The organism is Paraburkholderia lebeckiae (assembly GCF_014201005.1).
GTDB classification, from domain to species: Bacteria; Pseudomonadota; Gammaproteobacteria; order Burkholderiales; family Burkholderiaceae; genus Paraburkholderia; species Paraburkholderia tuberum.
This window is the reverse complement of sequence record NZ_JACHDK010000001.1, coordinates 499,560-516,538: the sequence shown is the minus strand read 5'-3', so window position 1 is coordinate 516,538 and position 16,979 is coordinate 499,560. Positions and strand designations below refer to the sequence as shown.

17 protein-coding genes are annotated in these 16,979 nt (G+C 64.6%); 9 read left to right on the top strand and 8 right to left on the bottom strand.

Translation table 11 applies throughout. From position 1 onward, the window contains the following. Positions 1 to 101: 101 nt before the first annotated feature. Positions 102 to 1,145: a rod shape-determining protein gene (locus HDG39_RS02350; protein WP_004189550.1), complete on the bottom strand. Its 1,044-nt coding sequence runs from the start codon at positions 1,143 to 1,145 to the stop codon at positions 102 to 104. Between the two features lie 373 nt (positions 1,146 to 1,518). Between HDG39_RS02350 and gatC the strand changes: the two genes are divergently transcribed. The 5 genes from gatC (at position 1,519) to HDG39_RS02325 (ending at position 6,759) form a co-directional block, all read left to right on the top strand. Further along, entirely contained in the window at positions 1,519 to 1,818 is a 300-nt protein-coding gene (gatC, locus tag HDG39_RS02345; RefSeq protein ID WP_018419087.1) for an Asp-tRNA(Asn)/Glu-tRNA(Gln) amidotransferase subunit GatC, read from the top strand. A gap of 158 nt (positions 1,819 to 1,976) precedes the next feature. Continuing rightward, a complete protein-coding gene (gene gatA / locus HDG39_RS02340) occupies positions 1,977 to 3,464 on the top strand; it encodes an Asp-tRNA(Asn)/Glu-tRNA(Gln) amidotransferase subunit GatA (RefSeq protein WP_184002904.1) in 1,488 nt (495 codons plus the stop codon). 5 nt (positions 3,465 to 3,469) lie between these two features. Then, entirely contained in the window at positions 3,470 to 4,945 is a 1,476-nt protein-coding gene (gatB, locus tag HDG39_RS02335) for an Asp-tRNA(Asn)/Glu-tRNA(Gln) amidotransferase subunit GatB (RefSeq protein WP_184002902.1), read from the top strand. A 142-nt stretch (positions 4,946 to 5,087) separates the two neighbouring features. After that, the gene (locus tag HDG39_RS02330; RefSeq protein ID WP_184002900.1) at positions 5,088 to 5,927 is read left to right on the top strand and encodes a PPK2 family polyphosphate kinase; all 840 of its coding nucleotides are present in this window, start codon (positions 5,088 to 5,090) and stop codon (positions 5,925 to 5,927) included. A gap of 52 nt (positions 5,928 to 5,979) precedes the next feature. After that, positions 5,980 to 6,759 (top strand): exodeoxyribonuclease III, encoded by a 780-nt coding sequence (locus HDG39_RS02325; protein WP_184002898.1) that lies wholly within the window; start codon positions 5,980 to 5,982, stop codon positions 6,757 to 6,759. Positions 6,760 to 6,818: 59 nt separating this feature from the next. Here the strand turns inward: HDG39_RS02325 and HDG39_RS34580 are convergent, their stop codons facing one another. From HDG39_RS34580 to argB, 7 genes are all read right to left on the bottom strand, one after another. After that, a complete protein-coding gene (locus HDG39_RS34580) occupies positions 6,819 to 8,132 on the bottom strand; it encodes a M48 family metallopeptidase (protein ID WP_184002896.1) in 1,314 nt (437 codons plus the stop codon). Next, positions 8,114 to 9,508 (bottom strand): AmpG family muropeptide MFS transporter, encoded by a 1,395-nt coding sequence (locus HDG39_RS02315; RefSeq protein ID WP_018419093.1) that lies wholly within the window; start codon positions 9,506 to 9,508, stop codon positions 8,114 to 8,116. Before HDG39_RS02315 ends, HDG39_RS34580 begins: the two co-directional genes overlap by 19 nt. A gap of 14 nt (positions 9,509 to 9,522) precedes the next feature. Further along, on the bottom strand, positions 9,523 to 10,131 hold the full coding sequence (gene metW / locus HDG39_RS02310; RefSeq protein ID WP_018419094.1) for a methionine biosynthesis protein MetW: 609 nt from the start codon (positions 10,129 to 10,131) through the stop codon (positions 9,523 to 9,525). Further along, positions 10,128 to 11,273, bottom strand: a complete 1,146-nt coding sequence (metX, locus tag HDG39_RS02305; protein ID WP_184002894.1) for a homoserine O-succinyltransferase MetX — start codon at positions 11,271 to 11,273, stop codon at positions 10,128 to 10,130. The genes metW and metX overlap by 4 nt, the downstream gene beginning before the upstream one ends. A 321-nt stretch (positions 11,274 to 11,594) precedes the next feature. Further along, the gene (slmA, locus tag HDG39_RS02300; protein WP_184002892.1) at positions 11,595 to 12,305 is read right to left on the bottom strand and encodes a nucleoid occlusion factor SlmA; all 711 of its coding nucleotides are present in this window, start codon (positions 12,303 to 12,305) and stop codon (positions 11,595 to 11,597) included. Between the two features lie 41 nt (positions 12,306 to 12,346). Then, positions 12,347 to 13,129 (bottom strand): pyrimidine 5'-nucleotidase, encoded by a 783-nt coding sequence (locus HDG39_RS02295; protein ID WP_184003221.1) that lies wholly within the window; start codon positions 13,127 to 13,129, stop codon positions 12,347 to 12,349. Positions 13,130 to 13,270: 141 nt separating this feature from the next. Next, positions 13,271 to 14,170, bottom strand: a complete 900-nt coding sequence (gene argB / locus HDG39_RS02290; protein WP_018419098.1) for an acetylglutamate kinase — start codon at positions 14,168 to 14,170, stop codon at positions 13,271 to 13,273. A gap of 263 nt (positions 14,171 to 14,433) precedes the next feature. On the opposite strand from argB, the gene HDG39_RS02285 reads away from it, so the two are divergent. Genes HDG39_RS02285 through HDG39_RS02270 form a run of 4 tightly spaced genes read left to right on the top strand, consistent with a single transcriptional unit; the run spans position 14,434 to position 16,904 of the window. Further along, positions 14,434 to 14,658: a cysteine-rich CWC family protein gene (locus HDG39_RS02285; protein WP_090802208.1), complete on the top strand. Its 225-nt coding sequence runs from the start codon at positions 14,434 to 14,436 to the stop codon at positions 14,656 to 14,658. Then, complete coding sequence (locus HDG39_RS02280; RefSeq protein ID WP_184002890.1) at positions 14,645 to 15,067, top strand: hypothetical protein; 423 nt, start codon at positions 14,645 to 14,647, stop codon at positions 15,065 to 15,067. Before HDG39_RS02285 ends, HDG39_RS02280 begins: the two co-directional genes overlap by 14 nt. Further along, positions 15,055 to 16,365 carry an ATP-binding protein gene (locus HDG39_RS02275; RefSeq protein WP_184002888.1) on the top strand — a complete coding sequence of 437 codons (1,311 nt, stop codon included), beginning with the start codon at positions 15,055 to 15,057 and terminating at the stop codon, positions 16,363 to 16,365. The genes HDG39_RS02280 and HDG39_RS02275 overlap by 13 nt, the downstream gene beginning before the upstream one ends. Beyond that, complete coding sequence (locus HDG39_RS02270) at positions 16,362 to 16,904, top strand: response regulator transcription factor (RefSeq protein WP_018419102.1); 543 nt, start codon at positions 16,362 to 16,364, stop codon at positions 16,902 to 16,904. Before HDG39_RS02275 ends, HDG39_RS02270 begins: the two co-directional genes overlap by 4 nt. Positions 16,905 to 16,979 lie beyond the last annotated feature (75 nt).

The window sequence follows — 16,979 nt, the reverse complement described above, 5'->3', positions numbered from 1 at the left end:
CGCGGTCAGCGCGCGGAGGCTGGTCGGCCCAGCCAACGACAAAGCGGCCCGCAAGGGGCCGTGTGCCAGATCCGCGCTACTGACATGGGAAGAAGGCTCGCTTACTCGTACGAGAAGATGCTGCCAAGCTTGTCCATGCGTTCGAGCGCCATGCCCGAGCCGCGCACGACGCAGGTCAGCGGGTCTTCGGCGACGAGCACCGGCAGGCCGGTTTCTTCGGCGAGCAGGCGATCGAGGTCGCGCAGCAGCGCGCCACCGCCGGTCAGCATCATGCCGCGCTCGGCGATGTCCGCGCCGAGTTCCGGCGGCGTCTGCTCCAGTGCGATCTTCACCGACGACACGATCTGGTTCAGCGGATCGGTCAGCGCTTCGAGGATTTCGTTGCTGGAGATCGTGAAGCTGCGCGGAATGCCTTCCGACAGATTGCGGCCCTTCACTTCCATTTCCTTGACTTCGGAGCCCGGGAACGCGGAGCCGATTTCCTTCTTGATAGCTTCGGCGGTCTGTTCGCCGATCAGCATGCCGTAGTTGCGGCGGATGTAGTTGACGATCGCTTCGTCGAACTTGTCGCCGCCGACGCGCACCGAGCCCTTGTACACGATGCCGCCGAGCGAGATCACGCCGACTTCTGTCGTGCCGCCGCCGATGTCGACGACCATCGAACCCGTTGCTTCCGACACCGGCAGGCCCGCGCCAATCGCGGCAGCCATCGGCTCTTCGATCAGATACACCTGCGAGGCGCCCGCGCCGTGCGCGGCTTCCTTGATCGCGCGACGCTCGACCTGGGTCGAACCGCACGGCACGCAGATGATGATACGAGGCGACGGCGAGAACATGCGCGATTCGTGAGCAGTCTTGATGAACTGCTTGATCATCTGCTCGGTGACGGTGAAGTCGGCGATCACGCCGTCTTTCATCGGGCGGATCGCCTCGATGTTGCCCGGCACCTTGCCGAGCATCTGCTTGGCTTCCTTGCCGACTGCCTGAATGGTCTTCTTGCCGTTGGGGCCGCCTTCCTGGCGGATCGACACGACCGACGGTTCGTCGAGAACGATGCCCTTGCCGCGCATGTAGATAAGGGTGTTGGCGGTGCCGAGGTCAATCGCCAGATCGTTGGAGAAGTAGCTGCGCAAAAAACCGAACATTCAAAATCCTGTCTCGCTGGGGGCCGGGCCTCGCACCGTATGCGTAGGGCGGCAGCGGAAAAATAACAGCTTCAACCGGGCGGTAGCGACGCCACATGAACTTGAAGCCGCGGGGGAGTCTACCGGAGGCCGTTGCAAAGCCAGGGCGGAAAGCGCCGGACGTTCTTGGAATTGTCCGTAAGGCCTTGGTAAGTCGGTCCGGGTTTGGGTCGAACGCGTAATCATACCTTATAATTTTGGATGTTTTGAAGGAAACGGAGCGCACATTTTGTCGTTGCCGCTCCTTTTTCTGGATTGTCCTATCTTGTCGTAACCCGCTGTTAAAACGCGACTTTTTTAACTGTTGCGACATTCCACCCTTTCCGGTGACTGCATGGCTCTGACCCTGACCGATGTAAAACGCATCGCGCATCTCGCGCGGCTTGAACTGGCCGATGCCGACGCCGAGCACACGCGTGCCCAGCTCAATGATTTTTTCGGCCTGGTCGAGCAGATGCAGGCGGTCGATACCACCGGCATCGCGCCGCTTGCCCACCCGATCGAGCAGATCGAAGACGTCGCGCTGCGTCTGCGTGACGACGCCGTCACGGAGACGGTCGAGCGCGAGGCTTTCCAGCGCCCCGCGCCGGCCGTTCAGGACGGCCTGTACCTCGTGCCGAAGGTGATCGAATAAGACCCGCCGGGCAGACCCCGGGTCTGGCGTCGGCGCGACCCTCCGCCGTCCAGACGCGCGTCCTCGCCGCGAACCTTGCCGGGCCGGTCTGCCGACGGGCAACCGAACGCCTCCACGGCGGCGTGACCACGCTGCCGCGCTTTCCAGGATGAAACGCAATGCATGAAAAAAGTTTGAGCGAACTGCGCGCCGCGCTCGCGGCCAAGGAATGCTCCGCAGTCGAACTGGCGCAGCTGTACCTGAAGCGGATCGACGCGGCCAATAGCCTGAACGCGTTCATTCAGGTCGATCCGGAACTGACGCTCGCGCAGGCGAAAGCCGCCGACGCGCTGCTGCACACCGGCCACGCGGGCCCGCTGGTCGGCCTGCCGATCGCGCACAAGGACGTGTTCGTGACGAAGGGCTGGCGCTCCACGGCCGGCTCGAAGATGCTCGCGAACTACGAAAGCCCGTTCGACGCGACCGTGGTCGCGCGTCTGCAGAACGCCGGCATGGTGTGCGTGGGCAAGACCAACATGGACGAGTTCGCGATGGGTTCGTCCAACGAGAATTCGTACTTCGGCGCCGTGCAGAATCCGTGGGACCGCAAGGCCGTGCCGGGCGGTTCGTCGGGCGGCTCGGCTGCCGCCGTGGCCGCGCGTCTCGCGCCCGCCGCGACCGGCACCGACACCGGCGGCTCGATCCGCCAGCCGGCGTCGTTCTCGGGCATCACCGGCATTAAGCCGACGTACGGCCGTGTGTCGCGCTACGGCATGATCGCGTTCGCGTCGTCGCTCGACCAGGGCGGCCCGATGGCGCAAAGCGCCGCGGACTGCGCGACGCTGCTCAACGCGATGGCCGGCTTCGACGAGCGCGACTCGACGAGCCTCTCGCACGAGCGCGAGGACTACACGCGCTATCTCGGCAAGTCGTGGCAGGACGAGGGCACGGACAAGCCGCTCGCCGGTTTGCGCATCGGTCTGCCGAAGGAGTACTTCGGCGCCGGTCTCGCCGACGACGTGCGCGCGTCGATCGACGCCGCGTTGAAGCAGTACGAAGCGCTCGGCGCGACGCTCGTCGAGGTGTCGCTGCCCAAAACCGAACTGTCGATCCCGGTCTATTACGTGATCGCGCCGGCCGAAGCATCGTCGAACCTGTCGCGTTTCGACGGCGTGCGGTTTGGCCATCGCGCGGCCGAGTACCGCGATCTGCTCGACATGTACAAGAAGTCGCGCGCCGAAGGCTTCGGCCCGGAGGTGAAGCGCCGCATTCTGGTCGGCACCTACGTGCTGTCGCACGGCTACTACGACGCGTACTACCTGCAGGCGCAGAAGATCCGCCGCATCATCGCGCAGGACTTCCAGCAAGCGTTCAAGCAGTGCGACGTGATCATGGGACCGGTCGCGCCGTCGGTGGCGTGGGACATCGGCGCGAAGGGCGACGATCCGGTGCAGATGTATCTGGCCGACATCTACACGCTGTCGGTGAGCCTCGCCGGCCTGCCTGGTATGAGCGTGCCGTGCGGTTTCGGCGCGGGCGCGAATGCACAGCGTCCGGTCGGTCTGCAGATCATCGGCAACTATTTCAATGAAGCCCGGATGCTGCAGGTGGCCGACGCGTTCCAGCGCGCGACCGACTGGCACCGCCAGGCACCGGCAGGAGTGTGAGCACCATGACCAAACAATGGGAAGTCGTGATCGGTCTGGAGACCCACACGCAGTTGTCGACGCATTCGAAAATCTTCTCGGGCACCGCGACGCAATTCGGCGCCGCGCCGAACACGCAGGCGAGCCCCGTCGATCTGGCCTTGCCCGGCACGCTGCCGGTGATGAACCGCGGCGCGGTCGAACGCGCCATTCAATTCGGCCTCGCGATCGGCGCAACGGTGGCGCCGCGCAGCATCTTCGCGCGCAAGAATTATTTCTACCCCGACCTGCCGAAGGGCTACCAGATCAGCCAGTATGAAATTCCCGTCGTGCAGGGCGGTCAGGTGACGATCCAGGTGCCGGCCAATGAAAAGGCGGGCAAGGAAGCGTACGAGAAAACCATCAACCTGACGCGCGCCCACCTCGAGGAAGACGCGGGCAAGTCGCTGCACGAAGACTTCGCGGGCATGACTGGCATCGACCTGAATCGCGCCGGCACGCCGCTGCTCGAAATCGTCACCGAGCCGGAAATGCGCAGCGCGGCCGAGGCCGTTGCCTACGCGAAGTCGCTGCACACGCTCGTCGTGTGGCTTGGCATCTGCGACGGCAACATGCAGGAAGGCTCGTTCCGCTGCGACGCGAACGTGTCGGTGCGTCCTCTCGGCCAGAAGGAATTCGGCACGCGCACCGAGACCAAGAACCTGAACTCGTTCCGCTTCCTCGAAGAAGCGATCCAGTACGAAGTGCGTCGCCAGATCGAGCTGATCGAAGACGGCGGCACGGTGGTGCAGGAAACGCGTCTGTACGATCCGGACAAGCGCGAGACGCGTTCGATGCGCAGCAAGGAAGACGCGCACGACTACCGCTATTTCCCCGACCCCGACCTGATGCCGCTCGTGATCGACGCCGCGTGGGTCGAGCGCGTGAAGAGCGAGATGCCGGAACTGCCGGAAGCGATCCAGCGGCGCTTCGTGTCGCAGTACGGACTCACGCCGTACGACGCGAACGTGCTGACTTCGAGCAAGGCGACGGCCGCTTACTACGAAGCGGTGGTCGCCAAGGTCGGTGTGGCCAACGCGAAGGTCGCGGCGAACTGGGTGATGGGTGAAGTGTCGTCGCAGCTCAACCGCGAAGGCCTCGACATTGCCGCGTGCCCGGTATCGGCCGCGCAGCTTGCGCTGGTTCTGCAGCGTATTGCCGACGGCACGATTTCGAACAAGATCGCGAAGGAAATCTTCCTCGCGATCTTGGAAGAGAAGGCCACCGACGAAGCCGCCGCCGATCGCATCATCGAGGCGAAAGGCTTGAAGCAGATTTCGGACACCGGCGCGCTCGAAACGATCATCGACGAAGTGCTCGCCGCGAACCAGAAGTCGGTCGACGAATATCGCGCCGGCAAGGAAAAGGCGTTCAACGCTCTGATCGGCCAGGCGATGAAAGCAAGCAAGGGTAAGGCCAACCCTGCTCAGGTCAATGAATTGCTCAGGAAGAAGTTGTCCTGAGTTGAAGTGCCGCGGCCGGGCGTAATCGCGCCCGTGTCACCACGGGCCGTTGCCGGATCGAAGCAGGGCAACGGCCCGTTTTATTTTGCGGACTCGCTTCAGCCGGTTAAGCGTAGGTAAGCGTAGACCTTGGAGTGTATGCATGACAAAGCAACCCGATCTCGACGATTTCCGCGTGCCGTACTTCGACGACGGCAAGAAAAAAAACCACTTCTCGCTCGACCACTTCGACCCGAAGGCGAAGCCGTTTTCGAGCGGCTCGAAAGACGCGGACCGCGCGCGTCTGTCGGAAGTCGGCCTGCTGCTCGACAACCTGCAGGAGCGGCTGCACGCGCAGCGCAAGCGCCGCGTTCTGCTAGTGCTGCAAGGCATGGACACGAGCGGCAAGGACGGCACGATCCGCGCGGTATTTCACGAAGTCGACCCGCTCGGCTTGCGCATCGTGCCGTTCAAGGCGCCGACGCCCGTCGAACTCGCGCACGACTTCCTGTGGCGCGTGCATTCGCAGGCACCCGCGGCCGGCGAGCTGACGATCTTCAACCGCAGTCACTACGAAGACCTGCTCGTGCCGACCGTGCTGGGCGCGCTCGACGCCGCGGCGTTCCAGCAGCGGTGCCGCCACATCCGTCAGTTCGAGGAGATGCTCGCCGACAGCGGCGCGACGATTCTCAAGTGCATGCTGCACATTTCAAGGGACGAGCAGCGTGTGCGTTTGCAGGAGCGCATCGACGATCCGCTGAAGCACTGGAAATTCGACGTGTCGGATCTCGATGCGCGCAAGCAGTGGGACGCGTATCAGTCGGCGTATCGCGAGACACTGGCCGCCACGTCGACCGAATACGCGCCGTGGTACGTGATTCCGGCCGACTCGAAGACGCATCGCAACCTGATGGTCGCCGAACTGCTGCTGCGCACGCTCGACGCGCTGAAGCTCGAATATCCGCCGGCCAAAGAATCGCTGAAGGGCATCAAGGTCGAGTGAACGCGGCCTTGCCCCTTGGCTTCAGAAACGAATCGAACAAAAGAGGAAAGACATGTTGCGTGTGATTACCGCCAACCTCAACGGCATCCGCTCGGCGGCGAAGAAGGGCTTTTTCGACTGGTTCGGCGAACAGGGCGCCGACGTGCTTTGCGTGCAGGAAATCAAATGCTCGCAGGATGACATGACGCCGGAGTTCATGGCGCCGCATGATTTCACCGGCTATTTCCAGCATGCGGTAAAAAAGGGTTATAGCGGCGCGGGCGTCTATACGCGTCATGAGCCGGACGAAGTGGTCATCGGCTTCGGCAGCGAGGAGTTCGACCCGGAAGGGCGCTATGTCGAGTTGCGTTTCGGCAAGCTGTCGGTGGTCTCGGTGTATGTGCCTTCGGGGTCGAGCGGCGACGAGCGCCAGCAGGCCAAGTTCCGTTTCATGGACGAGTTCATGCCGCATCTCGCCGAGCTGGCGAAGGAGCGCGAGGTGATCGTGTGCGGCGACGTGAACATCGTGCACAAGGAAATCGACATCAAGAACTGGAAGAGCAACCAGAAGAATTCGGGCTGCCTGCCCGAAGAGCGCGCATGGCTCGACAAACTGTTCGACGAAGTCGGTTATGTGGACGTGTTCCGCACGCTCGACCAGCGGCCCGAGCAGTACACGTGGTGGAGCAATCGCGGTCAGGCGTATGCGAAGAACGTCGGGTGGCGGATCGATTACCAGATCGCGACGCCGGGCATCGCAAGCAAGGCGAAGCGCACCGACGTGTTCCGCGATATCAAGTTCAGCGACCATGCGCCGCTGACCGTCGACTACGACCATCAGGTCGGAAAGTAAGCCCACCGGCCGCGGCGCGTGCAGCACCGTGGCCCGCCAGCAGTCGTAGAACCGAGGTATCAGTCGCGCGCCGGCTTGCGGGTCGGCCTGCCGATGCCTGAATAATCGGGCAACTCGTCGACGTTCTTGCCGATTGCCTTTGCGTACAGCGGCAGCATGTCCGGCAGCCGCTTGATGATGTCGTCGCGGCGCGCCGGTGTGTACGGGTGCACGTAGATGAAGCCCTGCTCGCGATTGCCGCGCGTCGCCTGCGCGAGCTTATCCCACAGCGTGACCGCCGCGCGCGGATCGAAGCCGGCGCGCGACGCGATATCGCTGCCAATCACGTCGGCTTCGGTTTCGTCGGTGCTCTCGTACTTCATTTCCAGCAGACGCGAACCGATGCCGAGCGGCGCCATGCCCAGATCGGCGAGGCCGAACAGTTGCGGAATCGTGCCGGACGAATCGAGCTGGCTCGCCTGCAACTGACCGAGCCGCATGCGCGCGTGCTCGCGCAACGCGTGCGCGATCTCATGGCCGATCAGCATGCCGACCTCGTTGTCGTTCAGGCGGACGCGATCGAGAATCCCGCTATAGACGACGATCTTGCCGCCCGGCAGGCAGTACATGCGAATGTCGTTCGAGCGCACCACCGCGACTTCCCACTTCCAGAGCTTGGCCCGCTCGTTCCATTTCAACGAGTACGGAATCATCCGGTCGATGATCGAGCGCACGCGCGTCACGCGCGCGTCCGTCTCGCCGTACAGGCGGTTCGCGTGGCTGGCGCCGTAGACGATCTGGCTGAACTCCTCGGCGGCCTGCGCCTCGAGCATCGACGACGGGATCAGGTTGCGGAATACTATGTAGCCGCCGTAGCGCAGTTGCGGGCTCACGTAGTAGGGCGGCGGTACGGCCGCGGGAGCCGATGCCGCGGCGGGGGCTTTGGCGGTGGCGGGCGGTTGCGCGGGCTGCGGCGCGGAGCCGGAGGTAGCGGAACCCGGAGCGCTACCGCTAGCGCTGGGCGTGCTCGGGGCACCGGCGTTGGCACCGGTGCTGTTATTCGCGCCAGGATTGGCACCGCCGGCGCTGTTGTTGCCGCTGTTGCCGGCTGCAGCCGAAGTCGCGTTTTCCGCGGCGCTGGTGCCGCTGGTCGCGGACCTGGCCGCAGGCATCGGGGCCGGGTTGGGCGTCGCACCGCTGGTGGTCGCGGCGGCGGCGGGCGGCGCGGGCGCTTGTGCGCCGCTCACCGGGCTCGCGCCAGTCGGCGTGCCGGCCGCATAGGCGCCCGCCGGCATCGCCAGCGCGACGCTTGCGCAACCGAGGACGCTTACGGTGCCTAGTACGGTGCGGCGCGCGCGGGTCGGAATCGGTACCTTCACGACCGGTCCCTCCACGGCGCGATACGCACCAGCAGCAGCATGCCGGGCACCGCGAGCGCGGTGCAGAGGATGAAGTAGTCGAACCAGCCCATCCGCGCGACCACATAGCCGCTCGCCGCCGACGCGAGCGTGCGCGGCACCGACGCGAGGCTCGTGAACAGCGCGAACTGCGTCGCGGTGTAGCGCGGATCGGTGGTGCTCGCGATATACGCGGTGAACGCGGCCATCGTGAGACCGGTGGCGAAGGTCTCGAAGCCGTACACGAGCGCGAGCGCGACTGAGCGTGGATCGAGCTGCACGCTCCAGTCGATGCCGACGAACGACAGCAGCTTCGTCGTCCCCTGGCTCAGTGCGACGGCAATGTCGTAAATCGCGGCAAGTCCGGGTGAGTCCGGGCCGAGATGCGCGAGCCACGCGAAGCCGAGCGTCGACACCATCTGCAGCAAACCGAAGATCCACAAGCCGCGGCCGATGCCGATCTTCATCAGCCAGATCCCGCCGACGATGCCGCCCGCGAGACTCGCGCCGAACGCCGTGGTCTTGGCGATTACGCCGATCTGCGTGCGCGAAAAACCGATGTCGAGGAAGAATGACGTGGACAGCGTGGTCGCCATCGTATCGCCGAGCTTGTAGAGAAAGATGAAGCCGAGCACGAAGAGTGCGCTGCGCCAGCCGTCGCGCTGAATGAATTCCCTGAACGGCTCGACGATCGCCTCGCGCAGATTCTTGGGCGGCTCGCCGTGCACCTCGGGCTCGCGCACCACCAACGTCATCAGAACGCCCGGCAGCATGAACGCGGCCGTCACGATGAACACGGTGCTCCACGGCAGATGATCGGACAAAATCAGCGCGAGCGAACCTGGCACGAGCGCCGCGATCTTGTACGCGTTCACGTGCACCGCGTTGCCGAGGCCCTGCTGCGTGTCGCTGAGCAATTCACGCCGGTACGCGTCGATCACGATGTCGGAGCTCGCGCCGAAGAACGCGACCAGAGCGGTCAGCGCGGCGACGGTCCAGATCGATTCGCGTGGCGACACGAAACCGAGCGTCGCCATCGCGCCGGCCACGAGCACTTGCGTGACGAGCATCCAGCCGCGCCGTCTGCCGGGCCGCCAGCCGGGCACGCGCGGTACGTAGCGGTCCATCAGCGGTGCCCAGACGAATTTCCAGGTGTACGGAAACTGGATCAGCGCGAAGAGGCCGATTTCCTTCAGATTGACGCCTTCCGAGCGCAGCCACGCCTGCACGAGGTAGACGAGCGTAAACAGCGGCAATCCCGACGTGAAGCCGAGAAAGACGCAAATCAGCATGCGCGTATTCAAAAACGCGCGCCAGCCGGGATGTTCTTCGTGAGCGGTAAGTGCGGGCGCCTCGTGCGGCGGGTTCGACATGTGGATAAGTGACGTTAGCTTTTCTTGACGCGATAGACCGCAAGACTACCACGCCAGTTCACGCCCCAACGCACCACCTGCCCGTCATGCAGCACGACGCTATCGAGAATCTCGATGCCGACTTCCGGCGCGAGCGCTTCGAAGTCCTTGATCGTCAGCACACGCACGTTCGGCGTGTTGTGCCATTGATAAGGCAGCGACTTCGACACGGGCATACGCCCCTGCAACACCGACAGCCGATGCGCCCAATAGCCGAAATTCGGAAACGACACGATGCATTGCTTGCCGACGCGCACCGTCTCGCGCAGGATCGCCGCGGTCTGATGAATCGTCTGCAGCGTCTGCGACAGCACCGCGAAATCGAAGCTGCCGTCTTCGAACAGGCGCAGGCCATCTTCGAGATTCTGCTGGATCACGTTGACGCCCTTCTGCGTCGCGGCGAGCACGCCCGCGTCGTTGATCTCGATGCCGTAGCCCTGCACGTCCAGTTCTTCATTCAGCAGCGACAGCAACGAGCCGTCCCCGCAGCCGAGATCGAGCACGGTCGCGCGCGGTTCGACCCAGCGGGCGATCGCGCGGAAGTCCGGGCGCGATGCCAGGTAATCAAGTGCTCGCTGGTTCATGCGTTGACCTCGTTTGCAATGCGTTCGTAGTAGGCGCGCAGCAGGTTGTGATAGCGCGCGTCGTCGAGCAGGAAGGCGTCGTGGCCGTGCGGCGCGTCGATCTCCGCGTAGGTGACCGTGCGCTTGTGGTCGAGCAGCGCCTTCACCAGTTCGCGCGAGCGAGCCGGCGCGAAACGCCAGTCGGTCGAGAAGCTCGCGATCAGATACTTCGCGGTGGTGTGCGCTAGCGCGGCGGTCAGATCGCCGTCGAAGGCCTTGGCCGGATCGAAGTAGTCGAGCGCGCGCGTGATCAGCAGGTAGGTGTTCGCGTCGAAGTAGTCGGCGAACTTGTCGCCCTGATAGCGTAGATACGATTCCACTTCGAATTCGACGTCGAAGTTGAAATTGTAGTCATCGAGCGCACCTTCCGCGCGACGCAGCGAGCGGCCGAATTTTTCGGCCATGTCGTCGTCCGACAAATACGTGATGTGGCCGATCATCCGCGCGACGCGCAGGCCGCGCTTCGGCTTCACGCCGTGCGCGTAGTAGTTGCCGCCGTGGAAGTCGGGGTCCGACAGGATCGCCGAGCGCGCGACCTCGTTGAACGCGATGTTCTGCGCGGACAGCTTCGGCGTCGACGCGATCACGATGCAATGCGCGACCCGCTCCGGATACATCATGCTCCACGCGAGCGCCTGCATGCCGCCGAGACTGCCGCCCATCACGGCGGCGAAGCGCTTGATGTCGAACGCGTCGGCGACGCGCGCCTGAGCGTTGACCCAGTCTTCGACGGTGACGACCGGAAAGGTCGCGCCATACGGCTTGCCGGTCGCGGGGTCGATGCTCATCGGCCCGGTCGAGCCGAAGCACGAGCCGAGGTTGTTCACGCCGATCACGAAAAACCTGTCGGTATCGAGCGGCTTGCCCGGGCCGACCATGTTGTCCCACCAACCGATGTCTTTCAGATTGTCGGCGTACACGCCCGCCACGTGATGCGATGCGTTCAGCGCGTGGCACACGAGCACCGCATTGCTGCGCGCGGCATTGAGCGTGCCGTAGGTCTCGACCATCAGGTCGTAGCCTGCGAGCGAGCTGCCGTTGCGCAATGGCAGCGGCTCGGTGAAATGCATTTTTTGGGGAGCGACGATGCCGATGGATTCCATTCATTCCGCCATTGAGTCAACAGGGCGGCTAAACGGCGTCGGCGAAGCACGAAGAGAAGGACGGTGTGCGCAGCTGACGACCTCTTTAGCCGCATTTATAGTGAACCGCGGGCCTGGGGCCAAGGGTTCGCGCGCCCGCAATCGAGTCAGCAAATCGGCGCGTGAATGGGTGTGAAACCGGGTGCAACGTGTTTCGGGATGCCTTGGCGCGGTCCGTTATGCATCGGAAGGCCGCGGCAACATCAGGCGCAAAGTATAGCGGAAAATTCCGCACGGCAGCGGCATGGGCGATGCCGCGCGAAGGGTGCGAGTCCTCGCGGACTACTGAAGAATCAGCAGCAGTTGCTCGTCCGCGTGTTCGGCGGGCGGCCGCGCGAAACCGCTGCGCACATAGCGATGCCAGCGGCCGATCACGTAGCTCACCACCAGGCTCGCGCGAATTGCGGGATCGTAGTCGGCAGGCAACGCGGTGGATTGCGGTGCGGTCTGCGGGCCGGCGTTGCCGGTGACGTCGTTATCCGCACGGGCAAGCGCTTCGGTCCGCGCGAGCCGCAAGCACTGCTTCAGTGATGCCTCGACCCGTTCGAGCATCTGGTTCACGCGCTCGGTGAGTCGCTCGTGCTCGCCGATCAGTGCCTCGCAGGTCAGCACGCGCGTCATGCCGGGATTTTTCGCGGGAAAGTTGAGCAGCATCAGCGCGATCGCGCGCGCCTGCAGCACGCCGTTGTTTTCGTGACCGGTGATCTGGTTGATGAGGCCGAACAGCGTCTGCTCGATGAACTCGATCAGCCCTTCGAACATCTGCGCCTTGCTGGCGAAATGGCGATACAGCGCGGCTTCCGACACACCGAGCCGGGCGGCGAGCGCGGCCGTGGTGACCTTTTCGCTCTTCGGCGCCTCGAGCATGCTGGCAAGCGTCTGCAGGATGTGCACGCGACGCTCGCCCGGCTTCGGACGCGGCGCGCGTGTGGCGGCCGGCGCCGCGGAGGAGGAGGCGGCTGAGGTTTCGTCAGGCTTGTCGATCGGCTGCATGGCTGTCGTCCTCCGGCTGATGTCGTTGGCGGCTTTCGTCCCTACTGTCCCGGCTTGCGTCCCTTCCATCGAACCGAGCGCGTGCCCAAGCGTAGCGATTTTAGCGAACGAATGCTGCGGTCGACATAATGCGGCCGGCCGGTGCCCGGCAGGCGCGTCGGTACACCGTCCGCGTGCGGCTTGCGCGGCAGGTGTCCGGTAATCCACACGGTGCGGATGCCGAGCCGTCGATAGTTTTTCAGGTGCGAACGCGTGTCCTCGACGAGGATCGCGTCTTTCAGCGACACGTGCGCGTCGCGCATCGCACGGCGCAGCATCGCGTGATCGGGCTTCGCGCGCCATTGGCGGCGATCGCGCATGTGCTCGATCGCGATCACGCGCTCGAATAGCCGCTCGATGCGCAACTCGGCGAGCACCGCGCGCGCGTAGGTTTCGGGCGCGTTGGTCAGCACGATCTTGCGGCCCGGCAGCGCCGCGATCAGACGCGCGACGCCGCGCTCGTGGCGGATCATCGAGCAGAGGTCAGGGAACGTGTGCACGACCTTCAGGAAGTCGTGCGCGTCGAGCGGATGGTGGCGCGTGAGACCGAGCAGTGCTGCACCGTAGCGCAGCGTGTAGCCGGTGCGCAGACGGTTGGCTTCGTCGATGTCGACTTGCAGCGCGTCGATGATGTACTGGGTCATGCCGCGATTGATCGCGGGGAAAATGGCATGTGACGCGCGGTGCAGCGTGTTGTCGAGATCGAACAGCCAGACGGGCTTGCCGCCCGCGAGGTCAGGACGGCGGCGCCGCGATGTGGAGGTGCGCTTGGTGGATTTCTTCAGCCGCTGACGGGCGTTTCATGCTGCGGATGCGCAGAGATTGCCGCATCAACGCTCGGGGCGCGCATGGACTGCCGGCCGCGAGGTGGGGCACAGGCGTCGCGCCGCTCGGACGCAACCCCTGTGCCGGGGATGCCGCAACGATCAATGCGAGCGGATCATCGTGCCGAACGGCTGTTCGGTCAGAATTTCGAGCAGCACCGAGTGCTCGATGCGGCCGTCGATGATGTGCACCGAGCGCACGCCGCTCTTCGCCGCATCGAGCGCGGAGGAGATCTTCGGCAGCATGCCGCCGGAGATCGTGCCGTCTTCGAACAGACCGTCGATTTCGCGCGCCGACAGGTCGGTCAGCAGATTGCCTTCCTTGTCCATCACGCCGGGGATGTTGGTCATCATCACGAGCTTTTCGGCGTTCAGCACGACCGCCAGCTTGCCCGCGACGAGATCCGCGTTGATGTTGTACGACAGGCCGTCTTCGCCGAACCCGATCGGCGAGATCACCGGAATGAACGCGTCGTCCTGCAACGCCTTCACGACCGCTGGGTTGATCGACTCGACTTCGCCGACCTGGCCGATGTCGACGTACTGGCCCGGCGTTTCGCGATCCGGCATCAGCATCTTGCGCGCGTGGATCAGGCCGCCATCCTTGCCGGTCAGGCCGACCGCGTGGCCGCCGAAGTGGTTGATCAGCATCACGATGTCCTGCTGCACCTCGCCCCCGAGCACCCATTCGACGACTTCCATCGTCTCTTCGTCGGTGACGCGCATGCCTTGGATGAACGTGCCCTGTTTGCCGATTTTCTTAAGCGCCTGGTCGATTTGCGGACCGCCGCCGTGCACGATGACCGGGTTGATGCCGACCAGCTTCAGCAGAATCACGTCGCGCGCGAAGCCCTGCTTCAGACGTTCTTCGGTCATGGCGTTGCCGCCGTATTTGATGACCACGGTCTTACCGTGATACTGACGGATGTAAGGCAGCGCCTCGGCCAGAATTTCGGCTTTCAGGGTGGGCGCAATCTGCGAGAGGTCGGGAAGCTCGGACATGGCGGCAGGCTCGGGCACGGAACAGTTAAAACAGCGCGAATTGTACAGGACTGGCGCGCTGCAACAGGGTTTTCGGCCGCGGCGCGAGCGACGGCGGTGCTGGCTTGGCGTACCGCACCATGACGGGCCGCGGGGCGGCGAACAGCAAGCGTAACGCACTTGCATGACGGCTGTGCATTGGCCGAACGGACGACTGCACCTGAGCGTGTCAGTCATGGCATCATGGCTTGATCAATGTCCCCGGCCCTGTGCGCCGACCTGCGATGAAATCGTCTTCCCCCCGCTCCGAACGCAGCGCACGCTGTCCGCGCTGCGGCAATGCTTTCGACTGCGGCATGCAGACCGAGCCGTCCAACTGCTGGTGCCGCGCGCTGCCGCCGCTACCGGTCGAGCGGTTAAAGCCAGGCGGCCGGTGTCTGTGCCCTGAGTGTCTTGCTGCGGAGATTGCGCAGGCGACACATGAGGCGAGTGAGCATGAGCGGCCGTGATGGTCGGTTTGCCCGGGGCCGATCAGAAACCGCCGACGCGCGGCGATGCTGCGCCACCAGCCCGCAGATCGCGCGCAATCTCTTCCAGCGCCGGCTCGCATTCGCCGAACCGCGGCTGCCGATCCAGGGCGATCGCGTCGGCGTGCCGGCTGGCCATCTGCAGCGTGTAGCCGGCACGGAATTGTGCGACGGCGTTTCCCGGGGCGAGTGGGGCAATAATGGCGGCGAGTTCGATCGCCTCCGCAGGGCGCTGCTGCGCGAGCAATGCGGCGATGAGCGCGTCGAGCGAGGCGTCGTCGAGCGGGTGCAGTTTGGCCGCGGCGGCGAAGCAACGGGCTTCATCTGCCGTGGCGCCACTGGCTCGGGCCGCGGCGGCGTAACGGGTAGACTAGGGTCATGCACCGTATAACCAACACCGGCCGCGTCAATCTCGGTCATCTGTTCTGGCTGCGCAGCCTCGCGATCATCGGTCAGCTGCTGACGATCGCGTTCGTGCAGATCTTCATCGGCGCCAATCTGCCGTTGCCCGCGATGCTGCTCGTGATCGGGCTCGAAGTGCTGTTCAACGCGCTCACGTGGTGGCGCGTGTCGCAGCAGCGTCCCGAGTCCAACCTCGAGCTGTTCGGGCAGATCTGGGTCGATCTCGGGGCGTTGTCGGCGCTGCTGTTCCTGTCCGGCGGCACCACCAACCCGTTCGTGTCGCTGTACCTGCCATCGCTTGCGATCGCGGCGGCCGTGCTGCCGTGGTATCTGATGGCATGGCTCGCGGCGTTCGCGGTCGCCTGCTACGCGATGCTCAGTTTCGATTCGGTGCCGCTCAATCTCGAGAATCCCGCCAACCTGTTCGACTACTACCGCTCGGGCATGTGGGTCAACTTCATGGTCAGCGTGGGGCTGATTGCGTGGTTCGTCGCGCGTATGTCGCGAGCGCTGCGGCTACGTGACGCAGCGCTTGGAGAAGCGCAGCAGCGCTTGCTCCACGACGAACGGGCGGTCGCGCTCGGCGTGCAGGCGGCCACCGTGGCACACGAAATCGGCACTCCTCTGTCTACAATCGCGATGTTGTCCGAAGAATTGCGCGACGCGGCGCGGACCGACGCAGGACTCGCCCCCTACCGCGCCGATCTCGAGCTGCTCGAGCAGCAGATGATGCTCTGCACATCTGCGCTCGCGCGGTTGCGCAGCCGCGCAACGACCACGACGAACCGCCAGCCGGTCGACGAATGGCTCGAATCATTTGCCGGGCAATGGCGCCTGCGCCATCCTCACGTGAAGTTCGAGCGGCTTGGCACGCCGCCCGCCGATATCAGTCTCAACGACACGGTGGCCGTCAGCCAGATACTGACGATCCTGCTCGACAACGCCGCGCGCGCGAGCCGCGATCACGTGACACTGTCCTGCGCGCTCGCGCCGCACGGCGACCAGATCGTGTTCGAAGTGTGCGACCACGGTCCGGGCATTCCGGCCGCGCTGCGAGGCTTGCTCGGCGCGATGCCGGTGGAGAGCACGCAGGGCGGTCACGGCGTCGGCCTGTATCTGGCGTTTTCGGCGGCGGCGCGTCTGAAGGGATCGATCGAGCTGACCGACGCCAACGGCGGACGCCCGCGCGGCACGCGTGCGGTGCTGCGACTGCCGCTCGCCGCGCGCAAGATTTCCGGAGCGAGCCCACATGGCGCCGCGCCATCCAACACGGAGAGACAGGCATGAGCGAAAAGAATTTTCTGGTGATCGACGACGACGAAGTGTTCTCCGGCATCCTCGCGCGCGGCTTGACGCGGCGCGGCTACACGGTGAGCGAAGCACACAACGCGGACGAGGCGATCCGGCTCGCGAATCAGCAGAAGTTCAGCGAGATCACCGTGGACCTGCACCTCGGCAACGACTCCGGCCTGACGCTCGTCGCGCCGTTACGCGATCTGCAGCCCGATGCGCGCATGCTCGTGCTGACCGGCTACGCGAGCATCGCCACCGCGGTGCAGGCGGTCAAGGACGGCGCCGACAACTATCTCGCAAAGCCCGCCAACGTCGAGACGATCCTGTCGGCGCTGCAAAGCGAGGCGAGCGCGTTGCAGGCTGAGGAAGCGATCGAGCATCCACAGCCGCTGTCGGTGGCGCGGCTCGAATGGGAGCATATCCAGCGTGTGCTCGCAGAACACAACGGCAATATCTCGGCGACCGCGCGCGCGTTGAACATGCATCGGCGCACGTTGCAGCGCAAGTTGGCGAAGCGGCCGGTGAAGCAGTAGGCGGCGATCGTCTGGCCGGCGCTGGCTGCTCGAGGCGCCGCCGCGTGAAGGGCAACACAAAACAAAACGGGCCGC